General features: G+C 46.3%; 20 protein-coding genes and 1 pseudogene. 14 read left to right on the top strand and 7 right to left on the bottom strand.

Annotated features, from left to right (window positions below):
- The first annotated feature begins 50 nt into the window (after positions 1–50).
- Positions 51–473: a metallothiol transferase FosB gene (fosB, locus tag M3636_RS20750; RefSeq protein ID WP_128104276.1), complete on the top strand. Its 423-nt coding sequence runs from the start codon at positions 51–53 to the stop codon at positions 471–473.
- Positions 474–732: 259 nt separating this feature from the next.
- Complete coding sequence (locus M3636_RS20745) at positions 733–2,544, top strand: S9 family peptidase (protein WP_251383852.1); 1,812 nt, start codon at positions 733–735, stop codon at positions 2,542–2,544.
- Positions 2,545–2,771: 227 nt separating this feature from the next.
- Here M3636_RS20745 and M3636_RS20740 read toward each other — a convergent pair whose 3' ends face one another.
- From M3636_RS20740 to M3636_RS20720, 5 genes are all read right to left on the bottom strand, one after another.
- Positions 2,772–3,806, bottom strand: coding sequence for a phosphotransferase family protein (locus M3636_RS20740; protein WP_251383851.1), 1,035 nt, complete (start codon positions 3,804–3,806; stop codon positions 2,772–2,774).
- A 20-nt stretch (positions 3,807–3,826) separates the two neighbouring features.
- Positions 3,827–4,177, bottom strand: coding sequence for an immunity 51 family protein (locus M3636_RS20735; protein WP_251383850.1), 351 nt, complete (start codon positions 4,175–4,177; stop codon positions 3,827–3,829).
- 24 nt (positions 4,178–4,201) lie between these two features.
- Positions 4,202–5,179, bottom strand: coding sequence for an SMI1/KNR4 family protein (locus tag M3636_RS20730; protein WP_251383849.1), 978 nt, complete (start codon positions 5,177–5,179; stop codon positions 4,202–4,204).
- Between the two features lie 412 nt (positions 5,180–5,591).
- Positions 5,592–6,623, bottom strand: a complete 1,032-nt coding sequence (locus tag M3636_RS20725) for a ribonucleotide-diphosphate reductase subunit beta (RefSeq protein WP_128100079.1) — start codon at positions 6,621–6,623, stop codon at positions 5,592–5,594.
- A 431-nt stretch (positions 6,624–7,054) separates the two neighbouring features.
- Entirely contained in the window at positions 7,055–9,388 is a 2,334-nt protein-coding gene (locus M3636_RS20720) for a ribonucleoside-diphosphate reductase subunit alpha (RefSeq protein WP_128100080.1), read from the bottom strand.
- Positions 9,389–10,191: 803 nt separating this feature from the next.
- Here M3636_RS20720 and M3636_RS20715 point away from each other — a divergent pair.
- From M3636_RS20715 to M3636_RS20685, 8 genes and pseudogenes are all read left to right on the top strand, one after another.
- Positions 10,192–10,518, top strand: coding sequence for an MTH1187 family thiamine-binding protein (locus M3636_RS20715; protein WP_056704065.1), 327 nt, complete (start codon positions 10,192–10,194; stop codon positions 10,516–10,518).
- A 350-nt stretch (positions 10,519–10,868) separates the two neighbouring features.
- A complete protein-coding gene (locus M3636_RS20710; protein WP_200956226.1) occupies positions 10,869–10,970 on the top strand; it encodes a dihydroorotate dehydrogenase in 102 nt (33 codons plus the stop codon).
- A 46-nt stretch (positions 10,971–11,016) separates the two neighbouring features.
- Positions 11,017–11,124: a YjcZ family sporulation protein gene (locus M3636_RS20705; RefSeq protein WP_217363767.1), complete on the top strand. Its 108-nt coding sequence runs from the start codon at positions 11,017–11,019 to the stop codon at positions 11,122–11,124.
- Between the two features lie 192 nt (positions 11,125–11,316).
- On the top strand, positions 11,317–11,616 hold the full coding sequence (locus M3636_RS20700; RefSeq protein WP_251383848.1) for a hypothetical protein: 300 nt from the start codon (positions 11,317–11,319) through the stop codon (positions 11,614–11,616).
- Positions 11,617–12,389: 773 nt separating this feature from the next.
- A complete protein-coding gene (locus M3636_RS20695) occupies positions 12,390–12,986 on the top strand; it encodes an RNA polymerase sigma factor (protein WP_251383846.1) in 597 nt (198 codons plus the stop codon).
- A pseudogene (locus M3636_RS29975) lies at positions 12,983–13,051 on the top strand (hypothetical protein); the annotation flags it as partial. The gene M3636_RS20695 and the pseudogene M3636_RS29975, both read left to right, overlap by 4 nt.
- A gap of 384 nt (positions 13,052–13,435) precedes the next feature.
- Positions 13,436–13,966: an anti-sigma factor gene (locus M3636_RS29970; protein WP_440131354.1), complete on the top strand. Its 531-nt coding sequence runs from the start codon at positions 13,436–13,438 to the stop codon at positions 13,964–13,966.
- A gap of 238 nt (positions 13,967–14,204) precedes the next feature.
- Positions 14,205–15,731: an HD domain-containing phosphohydrolase gene (locus tag M3636_RS20685; RefSeq protein ID WP_251383845.1), complete on the top strand. Its 1,527-nt coding sequence runs from the start codon at positions 14,205–14,207 to the stop codon at positions 15,729–15,731.
- On the opposite strand, the gene M3636_RS29800 is transcribed toward M3636_RS20685, so the two are convergent.
- Positions 15,724–16,377: a phosphatase PAP2 family protein gene (locus M3636_RS29800; RefSeq protein WP_251383844.1), complete on the bottom strand. Its 654-nt coding sequence runs from the start codon at positions 16,375–16,377 to the stop codon at positions 15,724–15,726. The genes M3636_RS20685 and M3636_RS29800 overlap by 8 nt on opposite strands.
- A 243-nt stretch (positions 16,378–16,620) precedes the next feature.
- Here M3636_RS29800 and M3636_RS20675 point away from each other — a divergent pair, with 243 nt between their 5' ends.
- From M3636_RS20675 to M3636_RS20660, 4 genes are all read left to right on the top strand, one after another.
- Positions 16,621–18,036 carry an ATP-binding protein gene (locus tag M3636_RS20675; protein ID WP_128100085.1) on the top strand — a complete coding sequence of 472 codons (1,416 nt, stop codon included), beginning with the start codon at positions 16,621–16,623 and terminating at the stop codon, positions 18,034–18,036.
- 91 nt (positions 18,037–18,127) lie between these two features.
- The gene (locus tag M3636_RS20670) at positions 18,128–19,408 is read left to right on the top strand and encodes an MFS transporter (RefSeq protein ID WP_128100086.1); all 1,281 of its coding nucleotides are present in this window, start codon (positions 18,128–18,130) and stop codon (positions 19,406–19,408) included.
- 87 nt (positions 19,409–19,495) lie between these two features.
- Positions 19,496–20,173, top strand: coding sequence for an oxidoreductase (locus M3636_RS20665; RefSeq protein WP_251383965.1), 678 nt, complete (start codon positions 19,496–19,498; stop codon positions 20,171–20,173).
- Positions 20,174–20,246: 73 nt separating this feature from the next.
- On the top strand, positions 20,247–20,621 hold the full coding sequence (locus M3636_RS20660; protein WP_128100087.1) for a RidA family protein: 375 nt from the start codon (positions 20,247–20,249) through the stop codon (positions 20,619–20,621).
- 205 nt (positions 20,622–20,826) lie between these two features.
- On the opposite strand, the gene M3636_RS20655 is transcribed toward M3636_RS20660, so the two are convergent.
- Complete coding sequence (locus M3636_RS20655) at positions 20,827–21,585, bottom strand: tryptophan-rich sensory protein (protein WP_145407940.1); 759 nt, start codon at positions 21,583–21,585, stop codon at positions 20,827–20,829.
- Between the last annotated feature and the right edge of the window lie 238 nt (positions 21,586–21,823).

Raw genomic sequence — 21,823 nt, 5'->3', positions numbered from 1 at the left:
ATGAAGTGTAAGATGAGATGTTGATCATACGATGGAGGTGTCAGGTGTCAATGAACATTCAAGGGATTAACCATCTGTGCTTTTCTGTATCCAATCTCGAAAAGTCCATCACATTCTATGAGCGGGCGCTTGGTGCTCGCATTCAGGTGAAGGGACGTAAGCTAGCCTATTTTGAGCTGGCAGGTTTGTGGATCGCTTTGAATCAGGAAGATGTCATTCGCAATTATACGGAACAAACGTATACACATATTGCTTTTACCGTTACAGAAGAGGATTTTGATGCATCTGTACAACAGTTGCGGGAAGCGGGTGCGAACATTTTACCAGGCAGACCGAGGGATACGAAGGACGCATTGTCCGTTTATTTTACTGATCTCGATGGGCACCTGTTCGAACTGCACACCGGGAACCTGCAGCGTAGGCTGGAATATTACCGTGAGGACAAACCACACATGACCTTTTATACGGAATAATTGAACGTCCAACACTTAAGTTCCAACATTCAAGTAGGATCTCATTTATAACTTGGTAAAGACATATAAAGATTACGTGTAGAAAAGTTGGATTGAAAATAGCTTACACATCTCTTGTGTAAGTCATGGGTCACCTATAATATGGATTTAACCACCTTATTTTACCACTGTTAGATATTTTCCATTCCACAATAAACGAGTTGCCATGTCAATGTCCGATCTCAATCTCAATGTGTAAACATTCTCAAGGAGGTTTCTCATGATTGAATTTCCTAAACCAGATGTAGAGCAGTATTTTCAATCCTACCGGATCAGTCATTTTGCCGTATCGAGTGATGAGACACGTTTGTTTTTTGATAGCAACTTGAATGGTCAGCCCAATATTTGGGCGATGGATCTGCCGGGAGGGTTTCCTTATCCGCTGACATACTTGAATCAGAGCAGCATGTTTATTAAGCCCGACCCACTGGGGCGTTATATCTTAACTGCATTTGATCGTGATGGCAACGAGAGTTATCACTTATATGCTATTCCGCCAGAGGGCGGGGTACCGAAGCCGATTGTACCGGCAGAGCCGAATGACCGCTGTTACTTCGCTCATCTGTCCGAAGATGGGGAGCGTCTGTACTATTTTACGAGTGCCGGCAATCCGAATTATCTGAATTCTCATCGTCTGGATCTTGCTACGGGTGAGGATGTATTGCTCCATCGCGGGGAAGAGGTGTCTAACAGCTTGGCTGCGGTGAGCCCAGACGAGAAGAGCTTTGTCATTGTGAAAATGTACTCGAATACATATCAGACAGCGCATCTGCATCGAGATGGTGAGATCGAGGACATTTTACCTGTGTCAGAGCGGCAGAGTCAGGTACCTTTTGTCATCTATGTGGATGATAAACGCCTATTGATGCTCACCAATGATAACGAGGCGTATTCCTATGTTGCGGAGTATGATCTAGATACGCGTGTATTCCGTTCGGTAGTTAAGATCGAAGGTGAGGATGTTGAGAGATTTCGTTGGCACAAAGAAACCGAAACGTTATACCTATGGACACTTACGGGCACGGAGAACCGGATGTACATCCTGGGCAAACAAGATGCTACGCCTCGGCGGGTGGACATGCCTTTAGATACGATTGCGCAGGCGACCGTGAGCCAATCAGGTAATCTGTATATCCTTGGACGTGGAGCTATTCAGCCACATAACATTTATCGATTGCCTGCGGGCAGCGACTCATGGGAACCCCTGACGAATAATCGGGTGACTGGGCTGAGTCCTGATGATCTGGTATATCCAGACGTGATCCGCTATAACTCGTATGATGGGCTGGAGATTGAAGCCCTGTTGTTTAAATCCAAGCCAGAGCTGGCAAATGGATATACGGTATTTTGGCCGCACGGAGGGCCTCAAGCCTCGGAGTCGAAGTTTTTCCGTCCGATGTTCCAGATGATGTTAGCTCAGGGCTACCATATTTTTGCACCTAATTTCCGGGGAAGTTCCGGTTATGGAGCTGAATTCATCAAGATGGTGGAACGTGATTGGGGCGAAGGACCAAGACTGGATTGTGTTGCTGGGATTCAGTGGTTGTTCGACCAGAACATCTCCTCACCAGATCGCCTGTTTGTTGTAGGTGGTAGTTACGGGGGTTACATGACGTTGCTTCTCGCAGGTCGCCATCCGGAGCTGTTCCGAGCAGCCGTTGATATTTTTGGTCCAAGTAATCTGTTCACATTCCTGGAATCCGTCCCTGAGGATTGGAAACCCGTGATGGAGAAATGGTTAGGTGATGCCGAGCGTGACCGCGAACGGTTAACGAAAGATTCGCCAATTACCTATCTGGATCAGATGGTGAACCCAATGCTGGTTATCCAGGGAGCTAATGATCCTAGAGTCGTGAAGGCAGAGTCAGATCAGATCGTGGAGGCGCTGCAGCAGAAGGGTCTAGACGTCGAGTATCTGGTGTTGGATGATGAGGGGCATGGCTTCTCTCGTAAAGAGAATGAGATTCTCGTGTATCGGCGCATGCTGGAATTCTTACAGAAACATCAGGAAGCCCCGGTACAGCAAGTGTAATTCTGGACGGACTTGTACATTGGCAAGTAAACGTAACAGTACAAGTAAGAGTACAAGAGAAAGTAGAGACAGGAGCAGCACTTCTAACTTTAAGCTCCTAGCAAAATAGATCCATTTAAAAAACCGGCAGAACGTGAGAGTCTCTCAACGTTCTTCCGGTTTTTTACATTTATTTTTCCAGACGTATTACTAACCTTATTCTTCTGGTATATATACTATATTTTCAATTAGTCCAGCAGGGCAATAACCGAGTCAATATACTGTTGTGCCCATGTGGCAAAAGGTAGATCTGCATCCCAAGTGACTTGTTGAGTCGCTTTGGCTTCACCCCATACCAATATGCGCTGATATAGAAGATGGATTCGCAGGCGTTCAGCAAAATGCTGACACCGTTTCACATCCTCAGCACAGATCAGCTGTCGGTAAGTACATAGAAAGCTTTGAGCTAGCTCAGGCTTACGATGGCGAAGATACATAGCCGTTATTTTGGTCAGATCGGCGGTGCCATCTCCAAAATACGAAGTCGTAAAATCGAATAAACCACTAATCTGCCATGCATAAGGAGCCTCCTGCTGCTTCTCCATGACCAAATTCTCGGACTTATAATCACCCATGACAAAACTATAGACCGACATGGCTTCAAAAGCAGACCTAGCCTGACTGAGCTGCTCGTCCACCCAGTGTATATCCTCATCAGTAATTCTAGAATATTGGGTAGCATCCTGTAACCAGTAATCAATCGCGCCATATAGCCAGTCCGAATACGTTCCTGCAAACGGTACAATTCGCTCAGCTACCGGATCATACTCCCCAGCATTGGGCACCTTCCAGTGGTGAAGTTCGGCGAGTGTGTGTGCCAGCATCCTGGCAATCTGCTGTTCCTCGTCTGGGTTCAATGATGCTTGCAAGGCAGGATCATGCAGATGCTGTCCCGGTAATTCTGGCATAATGGCATAACTCCAACCGAGAAGTTCCGTCTCCTCATGAATCTGATAGGGGATAGGGACAGGAATGGTGGTGTGCTCTGCTAGTTGCTCTACGAAAAACTGTTCTTCCTGAAGCTGTCCGTTATATAACGGATTGCCTTTGAGGATGTATTCACCCTGAGAAGTGTGGATATGCAATGTCTGTCCCATAACCCCTTCAGCCGTTCGGCGATAATGGATGAGTGTGCCGAGGTTGAGGTGGTCTAGCGCCTTCTGTAAATCCTTCTCTGCTATTTCTCCAAGTAAATTGGTGGCAAAATAAATACGAGTTGTCATAGAAACCTCCTGACTACTCCTTAGTCCAATTCAGCTCTCGAGAACAGGTCATGAATGAGATCATGCTGTTCACAGGCCTGTTTGAACCCTCGGGTGAACTTTATAAGTGCATCCTTGTTGTCTGTGTAGGCACAGAACATACTACCTTCGGGATCGAAATGAATTACGGCTACTAACTCGGGCATTTTTTCTTCGAGAAACACGGCTGCAAGGGAGGCCCAGTCGTAACCGTTGCCTTCGAAGCCTTCGTCGGCACGTGATTCGAAGACCTCTTGCTTGTACGTACCTACATTTAAAATAACGGAATAGGAACCGGACTGCGCATCGATAAACTTAAATGGAGCTATTTCTTCATTTGATATTGTTGTCATTATTTGATCCTCCTTAGATATGTGTTAATTCTCTTGTTCGTCTTCATCAAATATTTCGAAGGTGTCGGGATCAACCAGCCCACGTACAAATGCTTCAAAATTAGCAGCCAGGTATGTAATCTCGTAGTCATCTTCTTGATCGACATGAACTACACAAGGCTCACCTTCCGGGCCACAGAACCGATAATCCAGCATTACAACATCGTGACCTGCTGATGGACAATCACAGATCACGATTCCGAGATCAGGGTATCCCCAATCTTCAATCATGAACCGGCTTCCGAATTCTCCGCCTAGGGAGTACATTTTATCCCGCCCGATGCCCAGGATGCTTGTAATCGCAATGTGATCCTCGGCCCAGGAAGTTGCTCCTTGAGTAGGGAATGCAGTGAGCGTTGGAACGCCACCATTTTGGGTATTCATCAGCTGAATGTAGGAAGCAGGCAGCTTGTATCCTAATTCCCGCTCAATCGAACCAATCATTTCCTCGTCAAAAGGCTCGGAGACATGGTTATCTAACGCATAATCGCTCTGCTCCCAGAACGATGCAGGAGCGTAGGTTCCAGAGGCGGCTCTTAGGTGATTCAATGTCCCACGACGTTCCCATTCATCTCGTTCCGCTTCATATCGTTGCAGGTCTTGTTGCATCTTTGCTGCTTTGGGCCTGAGCAATTCGAGGAACTCCAGCGTAGAATCGTCATGTGGCAAAAGCTCGTTCGCTCGCTCAAAAGCCAATAATGCCTTTTCATAACTCGCAATGTAGGCATATGCGTACCCTAAACGGTATTGCCAGAGCGGATCATTGGTTCCTCGCTCATGAACAGATAGTAACTGCTCAATTGCCTCCCGGTATCGTCCCGTATTGTTATAAGCTCTCGCCAGTTGACCAACTAGCTCGTAACTACGATCAGATTCCGGGATGTTATGAATATGCTCTATAATGCGCTTGTACTCATCCTGTTCATGCCAAGCATTCAGTTGTTCTAGCAATTCTCTTTCCATCATTACACCTCATTTCTATAAATGCGGAGTCTTCCTTAATTTGTATATGTATATTGTACAAGGTCTAAAGTCAAAAAAACACTCCCGTCAGCAGACAGCCGTGAAGGCTTCCACTAAGAGAGTGTTTTGGTAATGCCGTTAGGCATATTCGGGTGAGTTCCATATTCGATGCTGATCATGCCGTTAGGCATGTGTCGTAATCAAAATCGAGCTTTTTAAACTACCTCATATTAGATCATGTTTAAAAAGATCGGTTTTCAGTACCGAGAAGATGGAATGAAGCTAGAAATGGAGTAGCGGAGCGTAGATAGAGCTACGTGAGCAACGGACATTTCGGGTGAATTCCATATTCGATGCTGATCATGCCGCTAGGCATGATTCGTAATCAAAATCGAGCTTTTTAAACTACCTTTTACAGATCGTCGAATCCGTTGTCGTCGCCGACTTTACCGTAATTCCGCGATTTAGCTTCGAAGAAGTCTGTTTTGGTTGCATTCAGCGCTTCATCGGAGAATGGTTTGATCCAAGGCATGCAGTTCACATCAACGCCTTCGTACGCTTTTTCCATGCCCATCAGGCGCAGGCGTTTGTTAGCGATGTACTTGATGTAATCTTCCAGCTCATTCAGGTCAATACCGCGAACGTTGCTGAGCGTGTAGTGTGCCCAGTTCGTTTCGAGCTCAACCGCACGGTCAATCGTTTTGTAGACGTATTCCATGTTCTCTGGTGTGTTCAGTTCTGGGAAGTCGATCAACAGTTGCTTGTACACTTCTGCGAAGAAGTAGCAGTGTTGGTTCTCATCACGCTGAATATAAGAGATCATTTGGCTTGTCGCCATCATTTTCTGGTCACGGGCCAGATTGTAGAAGAAGGCGAATGTACTATAGAAGAAGATACCTTCAAGGATCAGATCGGCAACCATCGCTTGGAAGAACGTTTGTGGAGACGGCTCATCCCGGAAGCTTTGATAGATGTCTGCGATAAACCGGTTGCGATCCAGCAATACTGGATCATGCTTCCAGTATTCGAAGATTTCTTTTTGCTCCTGGTCAGATACGATGGAAGACAGAACGTAAGAATACGATTGGTTGTGAACAACCTCTTGTTGTCCAATGATTGCAGAGATTGCTTCAAGTGAAGAGTCGGTAAAGTAACGTTTAACATCACCAACAAACATCGTTTGCATGGAATCAAGAACAGCGAGTAGGGAAATGTTAATTTTGAATGTACGTTTCTCTTCCTCTTCCAATTGAGCAAATTGGGAAGCATCTTTGGACATCGGAATTTCGTCCGCGATCCAGTGGTTGAGCAATAACACTTTGTACAATTTGTACATGTGAGGCATACGAATGTCGTTCCAGTTCAAGATCCCTGAGCATTCGCCTTCAATGATACGTGTCGATTGGTTAGGGGCTTCGGTATTGAAAATTTTCTGTACTTGCATAATCCGTTCACTCCTTAGAAATATTCACTGTTAACTACGCTGACAGAACAACCTTCTGATTTCTATATTCTCTCTTCTTCGTTGATGTGAAAATTTTAAATAATTATTGTAGTAAAACATCTATATCAACATCGCAAGTGATGTTGTGATCGGTTTTAGGCAAAAAAAGTACCAGGGCAACGCTATTTTGCATTCAAAACAGGATGCCCTGGTGGTCATCGTATGTCTGGTAAATATTTGCGAAGACAGTTTTAACTAAACATTTACACGAGAACGGAGAGGACAGAAAAAACCTGAAGAAGCGGAGCGTTCGCCTTTATCCCCGGATTTCCCCCTTTTAGCAAAAGGGATCAGAAGAAATCTGGGGATAACAGTGATCGGAAGGTTGTTCTGTCATCGGAGTGGTCAGTGTAAATAGTTCCTTTAGTTAATCAGCTTGCGCAAGAATCACATTCTTCAATCGTTAATGCACGGCTACGCACATAATACGTAGATTTCAAGCCAGCTCTCCAAGCGTGCAAATGCAGTTCCAGGAACTCCGTCGCTTTGATGTCTGGACGAACGTACAGGTTGAAGCTTTGGCCTTGGTCAACGTGACGTTGGCGAGCAGAAGCCATATTAATGGAAGCATGCTGATCCACCAGGAAGGCTGTTTTGTAGTACCAGATCGTTTTGTCGGACAGATCCGGTGCCGGGTTCGCAATTTTGTATGTTGTTTTCTCTTCATAAGACAACAGTTCGTACAATGGATCGATGCTGGCTGTAGAGCCGGCAATAATAGAAGTCGATCCGTTTGGTGCGATGGCGAACATCCAAGCGTTACGTACCCCGTTTTGTTGTACTTCAGCTTGCAGGTCTTTCCATTGTTCTGTCGTTACGAATTCACCTACGCGCTCACCGGAAGTGTACTCGCGTTGGTCGAAGTATTTACCACTTTCCCAGTCAGAGCCTTTGAATTTCGGATAATGTCCTTTTTCTTTGGACAACTCCATGCTGGCTTTAACCAGAAGGTAGTTAATTTTCTCATACAGATTATCGTTATACGTAACAGCCTCTTCAGACTCCCAACGGATGCCTTCAAGCGCAAGCAAGTGATGGAGTCCGAATGTTCCCAGACCGACTGCACGGTATTGACTGTTCGTGTATTGGGCTTGCAGTACTTCAATATTGTTAATATCGATGACGTTGTCCAGCATACGAACCTGGATGGGTACCAGACGCTCCAACACATTATGAGGCACGGCACGTGCCAAGTGGATGGAGTTCAGGTTGCAGACAACGAAGTCGCCAGGTACTTTAGAAATAACGATACGTGTTTGTCCATCTTTCGTAACCAGTTCTTCCTTTTCTACTACAGTAGCAGATTGGTTCTGCATAATTTCAGTACAGAGGTTGGAAGAGTAAACCATGCCATGAGCGCTGTTCGGGTTAGAACGGTTAACCGTATCACGGTAGAACATGTATGGTGTGCCTGTTTCCAGCTGGGATTTCATTACACGCTTCATGATGTCAATCGCTTGAACCGTAATCCGGGACAAGAGTGGGTGATTAACAGCCTCTTCGTACTTCTGACGGAATGTTCCTTCGCCGAAGGACTCGTCATAGAAGTCTTCAAGTCCGAGAGCACGACCATTCTCGTCTTTCCAGCCCATAACTTTCTTCGTTTCGTGTGGGCAGAACAGATTCCATTCTCCGCGGCTTGCTACACGTTCCATGAACAGGTCAGGCAGACATACACCGTGGAATACGTCATGCGCACGCATCCGCTCGTCACCATTATTCAGCTTCAGGTCAAGGAATGCCAGAATGTCTTTATGGAAGACATCCAGATATACGGCAATCGCACCTTTACGAGTTCCGAGTTGGTCTACGCTAACTGCTGTGTTGTTCAATTGGCGAATCCAAGGGATAACGCCTGAACTTGTGTTTTTGTGACCACGGATGTCCGAACCGCGTGCTCTGACTTTACCGAGGTACACGCCGATGCCGCCACCCATTTTGCTTAGACGTGCAACATCTGTGTTGGAATCGAAAATTCCTTCAAGGGAGTCATCCACCGTGTCGATGAAGCAACTGGACAGTTGCCCGGCTACCTTTTTACCTGCATTGGACATCGTTGGTGTAGCAGCCGTCATGTACATGTTGCTCATTGCCCAGTAGGCTTCTTTAACCAGATCCATCCGTTTGTCTGCAGGCTCTTGGTGCATCAGGTACATCGCAATAACCATGTAACGTTCTTGAGGCAATTCCATCACTTTTCCATCAAAATCGTGAGCGAGGTAACGTTCTGCCAATGTGAGCAAGCCGATGTAGTCGAACAACAGATCGTTGCGGTAGTCAATGCATTCCGCCAACTCGTCAATCTGTTCTTTGCTATAGCATTCGAGCAGTTCTTCGCGATAGATCCCTTTCTTCACAAGATCTACGAGGAGAGGGTGGAATGCACCGTAAGGCTCGTCCGGATAAGATTTATATCTACGGTTGGTTGCCGCTTTTTTGTATAGAGAAGTAAGTAGGGAGCGTGCAGCTGCAAACTTCCAGTTTGGCTCCTCTTTGGTTACGAGCTCCAGTGCGCTCATCATAAAAGCATTACTGATCTCGTCCCCGGTAACTTCATCACGGCGGAGCTTGCTCGTCACTCCTTTTACCAGACGTTCCTTGTCCAGCATGTCTAGTCCACCCAGAATACGGTCGGCGTATACAGAGATACGCATATCGTCAAAGGCAAGCTGGCGGTTGTTCGGCTTGGTCACAACTTGTGGCATGAATATTCCTCGCTTTCGCATGTTTAAGAGATAAATTGGAGAAATTCTTTATATAAAGAATTGAGTGTTTTCTTGCGGTGATAGAACATATCAATACATACTGTGGACTGAACGGCGGTAACAGGTCAAGGCGTAAAGTGGTCAAAACAGAGTCAAAATGCAGCACAAATGCAAACCATGGTCATATAAAAAGCATTCTCCCTGCCTTGCGGCTGAAAATGCCCATGGATGCTCTGACTTCCTGCTTGTCACATTTTTCCTAATTCGACATAACAGGGTGCTGTATGTAAGCTTTGGTCTGATAGAGACGTGCCTGTAATTTGAGGTGCCGGGTGCAGTCCAAACAGCCCCGTTAACCTCTACGTCAACTCTGTTTCGAGAAAGCGATTTACACCTACAGGGACGTGCATTTGAAGGTGATTTCATCCTGTTTTTCACGAGAAGGCAGAAGATGACTAATCGAAGCGGGGTAATCCAGTTTCACTACATTTTGTTGCTGTTAGAATACTGTAACCCAACATATAGTGTTTGTAAACAGGGTAGACACCGTGAAACGTAATTCCGAGTATACCAAAAATGCCGAGATTCCGCAAAGGAAAAGGACTGGAAGATTTGAAGATTCTTCAAAAAAAAATTTCGCCGAAATTGAATGACGTGAACACGTCAGTTTGAATTATTACGTATTCAACTGGTAGAATAAAATCAGTCAAAAACGAATCAATTTCATAAACCCTCAATTGATTCCAATAGACTAAATTCAGCGGCAACGGTTGTTCACGGATGCCCAGAGGAGGCGAAGCAGCATGGCCATAGCAGAGGTAACAGTCATTCCAATTGGAACAGGCACGACGAGTCTGAGCAGTTATGTCGCAGACATGCAGAAGGTGTTGGAACATCAGCGGGGCATTACATATCAACTTACCTCAATGAGCACCATTATCGAAGGGCCGCTTAACGAAGTCTTCACGGCGATTGCAGCTCTGCACGAAGCTCCGTTTCTATCAGGCGCCCAGCGCGTCTCCACTTCCGTCAAGATTGATGATCGTCGTGATAAGCCAGATGCCTCAAGCATACAGAAGCTGCAGTCGGTGAATGACAAGCTCGCATCTATGCCACAACGCCCGAATTAATTAGAAACGACGACCTAGATACGTGTTTATGTATATTGATGTTTACAGAGCGAATGTTGCCGGGTGCTCCTGATCCTGCGGATTCGCTCTTTAGTTTGTAAAAAAATATAAATAGTCTGGATTGAGAATATAGAGTAAAGCGAATACGTATTCAACTGGCAGGCGAAACCGGAGCTTGCCTTTTTGCTATTTTGAACTGACTTGAGGTCAGCCCATTCCAGAAGGCATGAAGTGATTACGTATATCGGATAACCCTCTGTAGGGATCAGCCCATTTTTACATAGAGCCCGGTCTAGAGAGGCACTGTTGCATATAGTGAACTGTACCTCAAATCGAAGGAGGGGTTTTACATGAGTGGAGTTGTAGGTGGATACGGCGGCTGGACGTCTACTGGTGCGATTCTGGTTTTGTTCATTCTGTTGGTTATCATCACTAAGGCATTCCTCGTTTAAAACATTTCCATGATCTTAATATTCTAATAATAAGGGAGGATTCACAATGAGCGAAGTAGTTGGAGGCGTAGGATACGGCGGCTGGACATCCACTGGTGCGATCCTGGTTTTGTTCATTCTCCTCGTAATCATCACTAAATCCTTCTGGGTATAATGATGAAGAACTCTGCCGGGTAACCGGTGGAGTTTTTTTAGTGGACGAGCTTTCGATAAATGACGTGAAAAATGAAATCGAATATGACCAAACAAAGTGCCCATTTTGTCAAAAACAAGGCTTTCGCCCGGTCCAGAGGTAGGCTAAATACATAGCTTAGGGGTGTAGGCAAATGCTAAGGAGGAATGAACGATGAGCGAAGTAAAACCAAACTCACCGAACGGACAGGGACACGTATATGGACAAATGGGAGGTCATGAGCATATGTACGGATACCAATACACAGGTCATGAAGGATATGGTTATGGATGTGGCGTACCTATGGGATACGGCTATGGTTATGGTCATCAGCCTAACCAAGCTCCTGTAATGCAAGGGCACCATTACGGCTATGCTCCTTGTAAGCATGGTGGCGGAAGCTGGGGTTCGATGGGAACAATACTTGTATTGTTTATCCTGCTGGTTATCATCTCCAAAACGATGTTTGTCTAATCTAATCAACGAATATATAGGCTCTAATAGAGATGGAATAAAGTTGAAACGATGTAATGCAGGTGCCGAGCAGATCGGCGCCTGTTTTTCTTTTGCCTCTTTGCCAACAGACATGTCGTATTACAACCCTACCTTATAGCACAACTCCAAGGAAGAGGATTTTCGCCATACTTACGTTCTGCCCATTAACAAGGCATTGGTGATCCCAATATTAATGGACATGGAAAAACACCCGGAACCCAATTCCGGGTGCTTTGTGTGTGTATGTTTTCAATCTTCTCAAGAATAAGTGACTTCCAAAACAACAAAAGCCCTACCTCTCTTTTGTCCTTGCGGCTCCGATGACCGCGCCAGTGTGAATGGGAAAATCTTGTGAAACTCTGTTATACCGGGTCATGTGAATCAGGTTCTTCAATCTCCATAGGTTAGTGAACAATTCGCTGCGGTCGCAGCATGAAGAAAATATTCCGGGGTTAAAAGAAGACAGAAAATCATTTGAGGTTTAAAACCAACTCTTAGAGTATACCACACCCTGTAAGTTTTTGCAAGATAAAGGAAAGAGAGCTTGTTCTATAGCCATTATATCGTGTAGATATGATGATCTAATTAGACATGGTATGTCGTCTGGATTGAAGCAGCTAAATGTATTATGAAATTGATTCACTTATGAAAAAATTCAGAAAATTTCAGGTTTTCTCTTCAAAAGAGTAATCCTCTTCAAATGTTTCTACGTAGGTTATAATATGAGGGAGCATAATGAAAGGGGCCCTCGGATGACAGAATCGATGGATGACAGCAGATTAATGTGGCAGATTGCAGAGCGGGATGCTTCGGCGCTGGAGCTTTTATATGACCGCTACGAGCGGGCTGTATATTCCTTTGCCTATCGGATCGTGGGTGATCCCATGACGGCAGAGGAAACGGTTCAAGAGCTGTTCTTGCGAGTCTGGAATAACGCTGAACGATACGAGGCCTCACAGGGGAAGCTGACCACATGGATGTTTGCGATCACACGCAACATTGCAGTGGACATGCTGAGGCGTAAGTCCAAAGGGGCAGCCACAACGACGGTGGAGCAAGAGACACTGACGGCGTATGCCGATGAATATACGAATACAGAAGCAGAAGTAGAGCGCAAATGGGAAGGCACTCGAATTAAAGAGGCTCTATCTCAGCTGAACGATGATCAGCAACAGGTGATCGAATCGATCTACTATGCCGGATTGACGCAACAGGAGGTATCCAGCAGGTTCGGGATTCCGCTGGGTACCGTGAAGAGCCGTGTCAGGCTTGCGATGAGACAGCTACAGAAGCTGCTCGCTGATGCTGAATTGCATTCAGACACGGGAAGGGAGGGCATACATCCATGATAGAACGACATGAGGAGTGGTCTGATCTGGCACCGATGTATGTGCTAGGTGGACTGGAAGCGGAGGAAGTGGAGGCATTCGAAGCCCATTTGAAGGAATGTGATATCTGCCGCCAAGAGGTGAAGGAATTGCAGGAAGTAACAGGCTTCCTGCCACTCGCGGCGGAACCTGTGGCACCGCCGCCAGGCATGAGAGCACGTGTGCTAGGCAACGTGCTCGGACAATCGCAGGACGGAGCCGAGGCGAAGCCGGCCACCGCTCCTGCGCAGCCTGAAGCACCTGCTGTGCTTCAGGCAGATCTTGCGCCGCCCCGCGGGGAGGCGGCGCAACCCGAGCCAGGCCTGCCGCCGGTAACGGCGGTGCCTGCGGCTCGGGCGGAAGAGGCTGCACAGGCACAGCCGTTGCAGCCTGGAGGGCGCGCGCGTCCGCGCGGCAGCCGCGCATGGCGCGTGGCGAGCGCCGGCCTCGCGGCGGCGGCGCTGGTGCTGGCGATCTATGCAGCGCAGCTGCAGAGCCAGCTCAGCCAGCTGACGCAGCAAGCTGCTGGGTCAGCAACAGCGCAAGCACAGCTCGCCGAGGCGCAGGCGCAGAATGCGCAGCTGCAAGAGCAGCTGGCGTCAGCGTTAGCGCCTGCCCAGAGTATGCAGACGGGCGAAGCCGTCAAGCTTAGCCCTGCAACACAGGACATTGTAGCGCAGGGCCTCGCAACAATTGTCATCGACAGCAAGGGTACTCATCTCGTCGTGCAGGCGGAGAACTTGCCTGAGCTGGAGGGGAAAGAGGCATTTCAAGTATGGTTGATCAAGGGAGATACCCCGCAGAATGCCGGAACCTTCCTAAGTCACGATGGCACAGGAGCCGTGTATTACACCCTAGAATCAGGGAATGATTATGATACCGTAGCGATTACGCTAGAGCCGGATGCACTGGGTGATCAGCCGCGAGGTACGATGATTTTAGCTGCTAAAATAAAAGGATAACGCTCCCTCTGGATATACAAAAGGCTGCTTCTCAGGAAGCAGTCTTTTTGATGTGCATAGGCTCTGATTCTTCAAATTATGATTATGGAAATATTGTAATATTGACTCGCTTTGGATTGTATTAAAATCATTAAGTTTTTGGACTCAAATAACCGATAATATCCTATGAGCTATATCCTTAATCTGCCTCAAGCTTATCGAGGTAGCGTGGGTTGCACAGAGAGAGTGAGGGGTTTGGGTGGAAGTTTACCGTTCCTTTATCTTACGTTTGCTACGAAATTACCTCATCGGTTCATTAGGGGCTGTTTTTGTCGTGGGTACTGTCGTTATGGTATCCACTTTGCAAATACCAAATATTCAATTTATACGTTTACTAGCGATTGTGTTGATTTCGCTTGTGTTTATGCTGAGTGCGGAATGGCTTGCTTTTCGTGTGCAGCTTATGCCAATCCGGCGTTTTTTTGTTACAACTGAGCGCCATTCGAAGGAACAGATGGATAGCATGTATGAGAAAATACACCGTTTTCCAGGGCGGACTATCTATCGAATCATGCTTCCGCATCTATTAGGATTTTCACTGCCAGCTGCGGGGTTAACACTATGGATGCTTGACAAGGGCTGGGTGGAGTTCCCTTACTTTTATGTTTCGCTTGCAGCAGCATGTGCTATTTTGATTGCAGTGATGCATGCGCTGATCGAATATTTTCTTACGGTTCGGGCGGTAAGGCCGCTCTTGCTGGAAATTCGCCGTCGAGGCAAACGACAATATGGGGTTGAGCCCTCGCTTGAGGGACGTGTACTTGTGTCGATTCAGCGTAAGTTCCAGCTAAGTACGGCACTGATTGGGCTATTCCCATTGTTTTTATTTTTTTTGGCAACGTTTATCCGGTTACAGTACATGGACCCCGAATTTGCCAAAGAGTACATCATTTGGGGGGTGCTCGTTGTTGTGTTAGGGGCGGGATTCGCCCTTGTGGGCAGTTGGCTGCTTATCCGCGACGTACGGGATCCTGTTGCTGATCTAACCAAAGAGATGAATCGAATCCAGGAAGGCGATCTGGGGAGAAGGGCTCCTGATTTGTATGCAGATGAATTTTCTGCGTTGATATCTGGATTTAATATGATGATTAACCGGCTGGAGATGAGACAGGAGCGTAATAGACAGCTGCTTCAGAGTTATTTCTCAACGCTAGCTGCTGCCTTGGATGCACGGGATAAATACACGGCTGGTCATTCCATGCGGGTCGCAGAATATTCAATTCTGATCGGGAAGCTTAGTGGAATGAATGAAGAGCAGGCTGACCTATTGTACAAATCCGCATTGCTGCATGATATCGGTAAGATTGGTATACCTGATGAAGTTCTGTTGAAGGATGGCAAACTTAGTGAAGAGGAATTCGCAATTATTAAAACCCATCCTGTGCTGGGAGAGAATATTTTGCTACAGATCGAACCAATTGATGCCATGGCGGACTTTCTACCTGGCGTCAGATCCCACCATGAACGGTACGATGGCAAAGGTTATCCGGATGGTAAGGCAGGACTCGATATCCCCCTCTTTGGCCGCATTATTGCAGTAGCAGATGCATTTGATGCGATGACCTCGGATCGTCCTTATCGGAACGGGATGAGCTATGAGAAAGCGTTAATGATTCTAGAAGAAGGAAAAGGATCCCAATGGGATCCCTATTTCGCAGGTTTATTTATTGACGAGTGGAGAAGGCAACAGCATCTTCAGAAACCGTCGGAGCAGGGGATCAGCTGATCCCTTGCGTCCATTTCGATTCTTTTCTGCGCCGGCGATGGAGAGCCAGGCCAGTGATGATTGTGAAAATGCATTCGCCGAGAATGATTGCACCCAATGCATCATAGATGACATGTTGTTTGATCAACAGTGTGGATACGATAATGAGCGCAGCCCCTCCAGCTACCCATCGTTTAATAGATTTGCGGATACTCGGGACAGAGAGTACAGCGCGCATGACAAGATAAGAATGAAGCGCATGAATGCTCGGGAAACAATTATATGGACGATCCTGGCTGTAGAGCCATCCGAGAACAGATGCACCGAGACCTGTACCCGTTAGCTCTGGGCGCGGAACCGTGGTCTGAAAGTTAAAATAAATGAGATAACAGATCCAGACACAAATGTTCATGGACAACAAGACGCGGTAATACATGAGTCGATCCTTGGCACACAGATACGCCAATACTCCGAATACAAACGGATACCAACCCAAATAAGGAATGGACATCGCGGGCACGAAGGGAATCATGCGGTCGATCGGGGAGTTCAGTACAACGAATCCGCGTTCTGGGCTATTCAGGATATCGTAGAACATTCCCATGACAGCCAAGGATAACATCAAGCTTAGCGACAGCCAGTAGGATTTACTTTTTAATAATTGCACAGCAGGCTTTCTCCTTTCATTCATGTTCGGGCACGAACATGATCACACAATGTAACTAGTTCAAATTTGAACAACAATATATTCTACTACGTCCAGACCACAAATTGAATCCTGATTTGTGTATATTTGTGTATTCTTTTGACGAATAAGAAATGCGGAAGCGGAAGTGGGCATGATATGATAGAGATACATACGAACACGAGGCGGTAGAGCCAGTAAAGTCGGGACAACAGGAGTGAGTGAATGCAATTTTCAAAAATGTTCGTACTGAATATGGGAATGCTGATTACGATTGCATATCTCGCTAGTGTTTTCTATAAATACATCGTAATACGTGCTTCCTCTCGGGTGAAACAGATCAGTTCGGTGCTGCTTCTCATTTTTGCAGGTTGGATCAGTACGGTTTTTGGCTTCCAGCTCACAGAAGAAGTGGTCTTTGATCTTCGGTATGTTCCTCTCATTGTTGCCGTTCTGACGTATAGGCAACCCTATAGCGTCATCCTCATTGGTGTGGGAATCGGGTTATCGAGACTAACGTTTGGCATTACAGATGCTACGATGGCAGCCGTTATTAACATGTCCATGCTGGGTGTAATGTGTGCGGGTTTAAATATATGGATGAGACGCAGCAGCTACAGACTGATTGTTAAAGGCATTATTGTCACGCTCATCGTTAATGTGGTCAACAGTATCAATATCGCGATTGTAGGCGTGATTCCTGCGGCATACTTTTTCTCACATATCATGCCGTATACACTTCCTACAGGTATCGTGCTAAGCCTTATTTTTGCCTTCATCTTACGGGATTTCCAGAACGAACAGAGTCGCATTTTACTTATACAGAGTACGAACCGGTTGTTATCCGTGCAAAAAGAAGAATTGCAGAAAGCGCAGATCGTGCTGGAGGATCGAGCCAAACAATTGATGATCGCCTCGCAATACAAGTCTGAATTCCTCGCTAATATGTCTCATGAATTGCGTACGCCATTGAACAGTGTCATTAACTTTGCTCAGATGATCAGTGAGAATGCGGATACGATGGATCAGGAGGATATCGTACGTTTTGCAACGATGATCGATCATTCTGGTCAAGAGTTATTAACGTTAATCAACGATATATTGGATCTATCCAAAGTAGAGGCGGGTAGACTCGACATCGTATTGGAGGATATCAGTATCGCCCAATTGACGGAGGATGTTATGAGTCACTTTCAATTGGTCGCGGAGAAAAAAGGCGTCGAGCTTGTGATGGAGCGCAAAAAAGGTGTACCCGAGACATTATGGTCAGATCCCCAGCGTGTTCAGCAGATCTTGCGAAACCTGATGTCGAATGCCATCAAATTCACCCCTCAGGGTACGGTGCAGTTGACGGTGAGTACTGAACAATCGAACAAGCTCTCAAGACCAGGACGCTGGCTCGTATTCGCGGTCAAAGATACAGGGATTGGCATCTCGGCAGATCAATTTGAGTCTATATTTGAAGCATTTCAACAAGCGGATGGCTCCATTAGTCGTAAATTTGGCGGTACGGGATTGGGTCTGTCCATCAGCCGAGATTTGGCACGTTTGCTGGACGGAAACATCCAGTTGGAGAGCGTGGAGGGCAAGGGAAGTACATTCCGGTTATACCTTCCGCTTAATCGTGAAAAAATGGGTTGACAATGATTGGACTGTGAGTAGAATTTGGGGTGACAACTAGCATTGGCCGGCGATAGAAGCCTGGTCTAAGGAGTGTATCCCCATACAGAAGATGGTCAAAGTAAACCCTCCCTCGTTTGCAAGCAAACTACGGCGTAAGGGTTCGAAGCAACGTACCAATTTAGCAATTGCAACGTGGGAGGGTGTACCAGCAATCATTTTACAGACTTTGCTGGGTGGCCCATTTTTAACGGGATTTCTGCTGTACCTTGGAGCCGGGTCAAGACAAATTGGTTTTGTGCTCGCAATTACGACGTTTGTAAACATTGCACAGATTGGTGCAGCCTATTGGATGCAGCGCATTCGCAGTCGAAAGCGTATGCTTCTGTTATTCGTTGGGGCGCACCGTATCCTGTGGAGTGCAACAGGGCTTATCCCATTTCTTTTCCCGCAGGAATGGTGGGTATCTATTTTTATCGGGATGTATACTGTAGCGTTTATTGCCAATACCATTGGCGGTATGATCTGGACATCGCTCATTGGAGACATTGTACCTGCCAAGGTCAGAGGGCGTTATTTCGGAATACGAAACACCATTCTGAACGCTCTTGGAAGCGTATGCTTATTTGTTGGAGGTATGGTTCTGGATCGTTTTCCAGGCGGGACGGGTTTCCTTATTTTGTTCATTCCCGTATGGATCTGTGCGATTGCGAATACCGTCATCTATTTATTTTATCCAGATATGCCTTTCGAGCGTTCCACGGAAAAAGGTTTTTGGCGTATGTTCAAAAAGCCATTTCAAGATCAGTCGTTCCTGAAGGCAACGCTGTTCTTAGCAGCTTGGTTGCTCATTCAAACTCTCATTGTTCCGCTGTATTCCTATGTCATGCTGGATTTGCTTAACGTGAACTACCAGACGGTGTCCATCATTACGGTAGTGCAGACCTTGGTTATGATGATGGGATTTTACCTGTGGGGTAATCTCAATGCGAGATTCAGCAACAAAACGTTGTTGTTCTGGACGTTGCCTATTATTGCACTCTCCTGTCTATCGTGGGGATTGATGTCGTTTATGCCAGTTTTGGTAGCGCTATTTTGCTCTCATATCTTTCTTGGCATTGGTGTGGGGGGCTTCAACCAGCTTGCCTTTAACTTCACCATTGGCGATACGCCCAAAAGCGAACGACCGATGTTTGTGGCTGTATATTCGGCATTAACTGGGGTAACTTCTTTTCTTGGGCCATTAATCGGGGGCTCGCTGTATGAGAAAATGGAGAAGTGGCCTGAAACGATGACATGGTTTTCGACCTATGGCTTCCAGATGGGTGTAGGTGCAGCGATGTTAATCTTAACGTTTACGTTGGGGCGTCAGGTGTTACTGAAAAAGGAATGATCAGAAGGTTGTTCGGTTATCGGTGTGGTCTGTGTAATGTGCGTTAGTTCATTTAATATACCAAAGGGAGGGATGATTATGGAGCATATTGAAAAGAAAGCCGTAGTGATCGGAGCTACCGGTCTTGTCGGCGGTCTATTAGTAGATCGTTTGCTTAAGCATTCATCCTACCGCGAGGTTCATGTATTTGTCAGGCGTCCATTGACGCTAGAGCATCCCAAGCTGAAGCAACACATTGTGGACTGGGATCAACTTCATGAGGCAGCGCAGTGGTTCACAGGTGTATCGGATCTGTATTGTTGTCTTGGAACAACGATCAAGAAAGCTGGCAGTCAGGAAAGTTTCCGTAAAGTAGATTATGACTATGTTGTGGAAGCAGGAAAACTTGCGAAGCAGCACGGCGTTTCTCAGATGCTGGTCATCTCGTCGATGGGTGCGAATGCGGATTCGCGGGTGTTCTACAGCCGAACCAAAGGGGAAATGGAGGATGCTTTAACCGCTCTTGGCTTCAATTCATTGCAAATCTTCCGCCCCTCTCTTATTCTGGGGGATCGGAAGGAGACTAGAATTGGCGAGCAGTTGGGTGCGTATGCCATGAAGCTGCTGGATCGGTGGATGACAGGTAAGGCTGCTAAATATCGGGCGATCCCTGCGGCAACCATTGCCCAGGCGATGATCAATATTGCGCTTGTGGGGACGAAAGGTCATCACGTTTATTCCAATGAAGTTATTCATGTGCTTGGAACGGAAGCTTCCGTGGTATAATAAGCATCAAAATGAGTTCATCAACTTGCTACCCTATGGTGGCATGAGAACGAACATAAAGGAGAGTTAATCCATGAAAAAACCAATTTCTACGGATCAGGCGCCAGGCGCTATTGGTCCATACAGCCAAGCTGTCGATGCAGGTGACTTTATCTATACGTCTGGTCAACTGGGGCTCAACCCACAAACGGGAGAATTCGGCGCAGATGTACAAGAGCAGACTCGTCTTTCCCTGAGCAATGTGAAGGCGATCCTCGAAGCCGCAGGTACGACAATGGACAACGTTGTGAAAACAACCGTATTCCTGAAAGACATGAACGATTTCGTTCCTGTAAACGAAGTGTATAGCACATTCTTCACACAGCCATACCCAGCACGTAGTGCCGTTGAGGTTGCTCGTCTGCCGAAGGATGCACTTGTTGAGATTGAAGTTATTGCCCGTAAATAGGACAAGCTTAGGCTTAGCTTAGTAGCTTGGTAAGAACGGATTATAGAGTAAAGAAATACATAAAAAGCCGATTCTCTGGTCTTGATCGACCAGGGAGTCGGCTTTTTGAGTTACAATGTACTCTGAAATGATATGTTTGGGGGAATCAAGCATTCGTGTTGGATGATTTTAGAGAGCTCATCCTAATGGTAAGTCATAATATATGTTAATCCCGATCCTGATTACGGGCGAAGAACAGCCATACCGCGTAGAGAGCAATCACGATCGCCAAGGCAATCGCTGTATAATAGACGGAAGTGACGTCTTTTTGCTTCAATGCAATGGCAATGTATGCCCATGTGAAGACGAGTGGATATACGCTATCGCGATAAGGGAAACTCACCAGTACAGCGAGAACAAGACCTACGATAAGCATAATAATTGTCCAAGTCGGTTCGCTGATGCCGAAGCCATCCCAACCGATTTTGTACAATAACACCGCAACGTTGATAATGGTAGCTACACTCACCCATCCGAGATAGATGCTAAATGGCAGCTTTACAAGCCACATTTCGGCAGTTGTCGGTAGTGTGATGGCACGTGTTTTGACATATAGCACAATCAGGGATAGTAGGAGCAGTACGATAATTAGTAGAGCGAGACCTGTCTGTAGGTTCTGAAAAGCAAAGATCCACGCCACGTTAAAGGCACAGCTGGCCAGAAACCAATATCCGAGCCGGGTGATTGAATCTCGCTTCCAGGATGCCGGAACAAACTGGTAAATGACGAAACCGGCGAGCAAGAGATAGATCAATCCCCAGATGGCGAACGCGTATCCCGCAGGGGTTAGTAGAACAGGGTACATATCCGATACTTCTTTGTTCGTTCTGCCACCGATGGGTAGAGCATTCGAAAGATAGTTCACAATGATAACAGCGATAAAACCAATTGCGTTTAACCACTTGTACGGATTATTACGTGACATGGTATTTCCTCCTTGGTTGAACAGAAATGAATGAACCACGGGTCAGTCTACAATGAATATACCCAGTTCTCCCACATTTTAATAAGGAGCGCGCAAAAAATATCCAAGACATCATGTAATTTTAGAAAAAGTCACTCATGTTGACACATTCACTCCCAGTCTGTCCCAATGTACGCAAGTTGAATCCATAATATGTCCGATATAATGGACTTCTTGTATAAAATGAACGAATGACTAT

This window comes from Paenibacillus sp. MER 99-2, from assembly GCF_023714095.1.
In the GTDB taxonomy this organism is placed as follows: Bacteria; Bacillota; Bacilli; order Paenibacillales; family Paenibacillaceae; genus Paenibacillus.
Note: the sequence above shows the minus strand (reverse complement) of the source record. Positions and strands in the feature narration are given on the sequence as shown.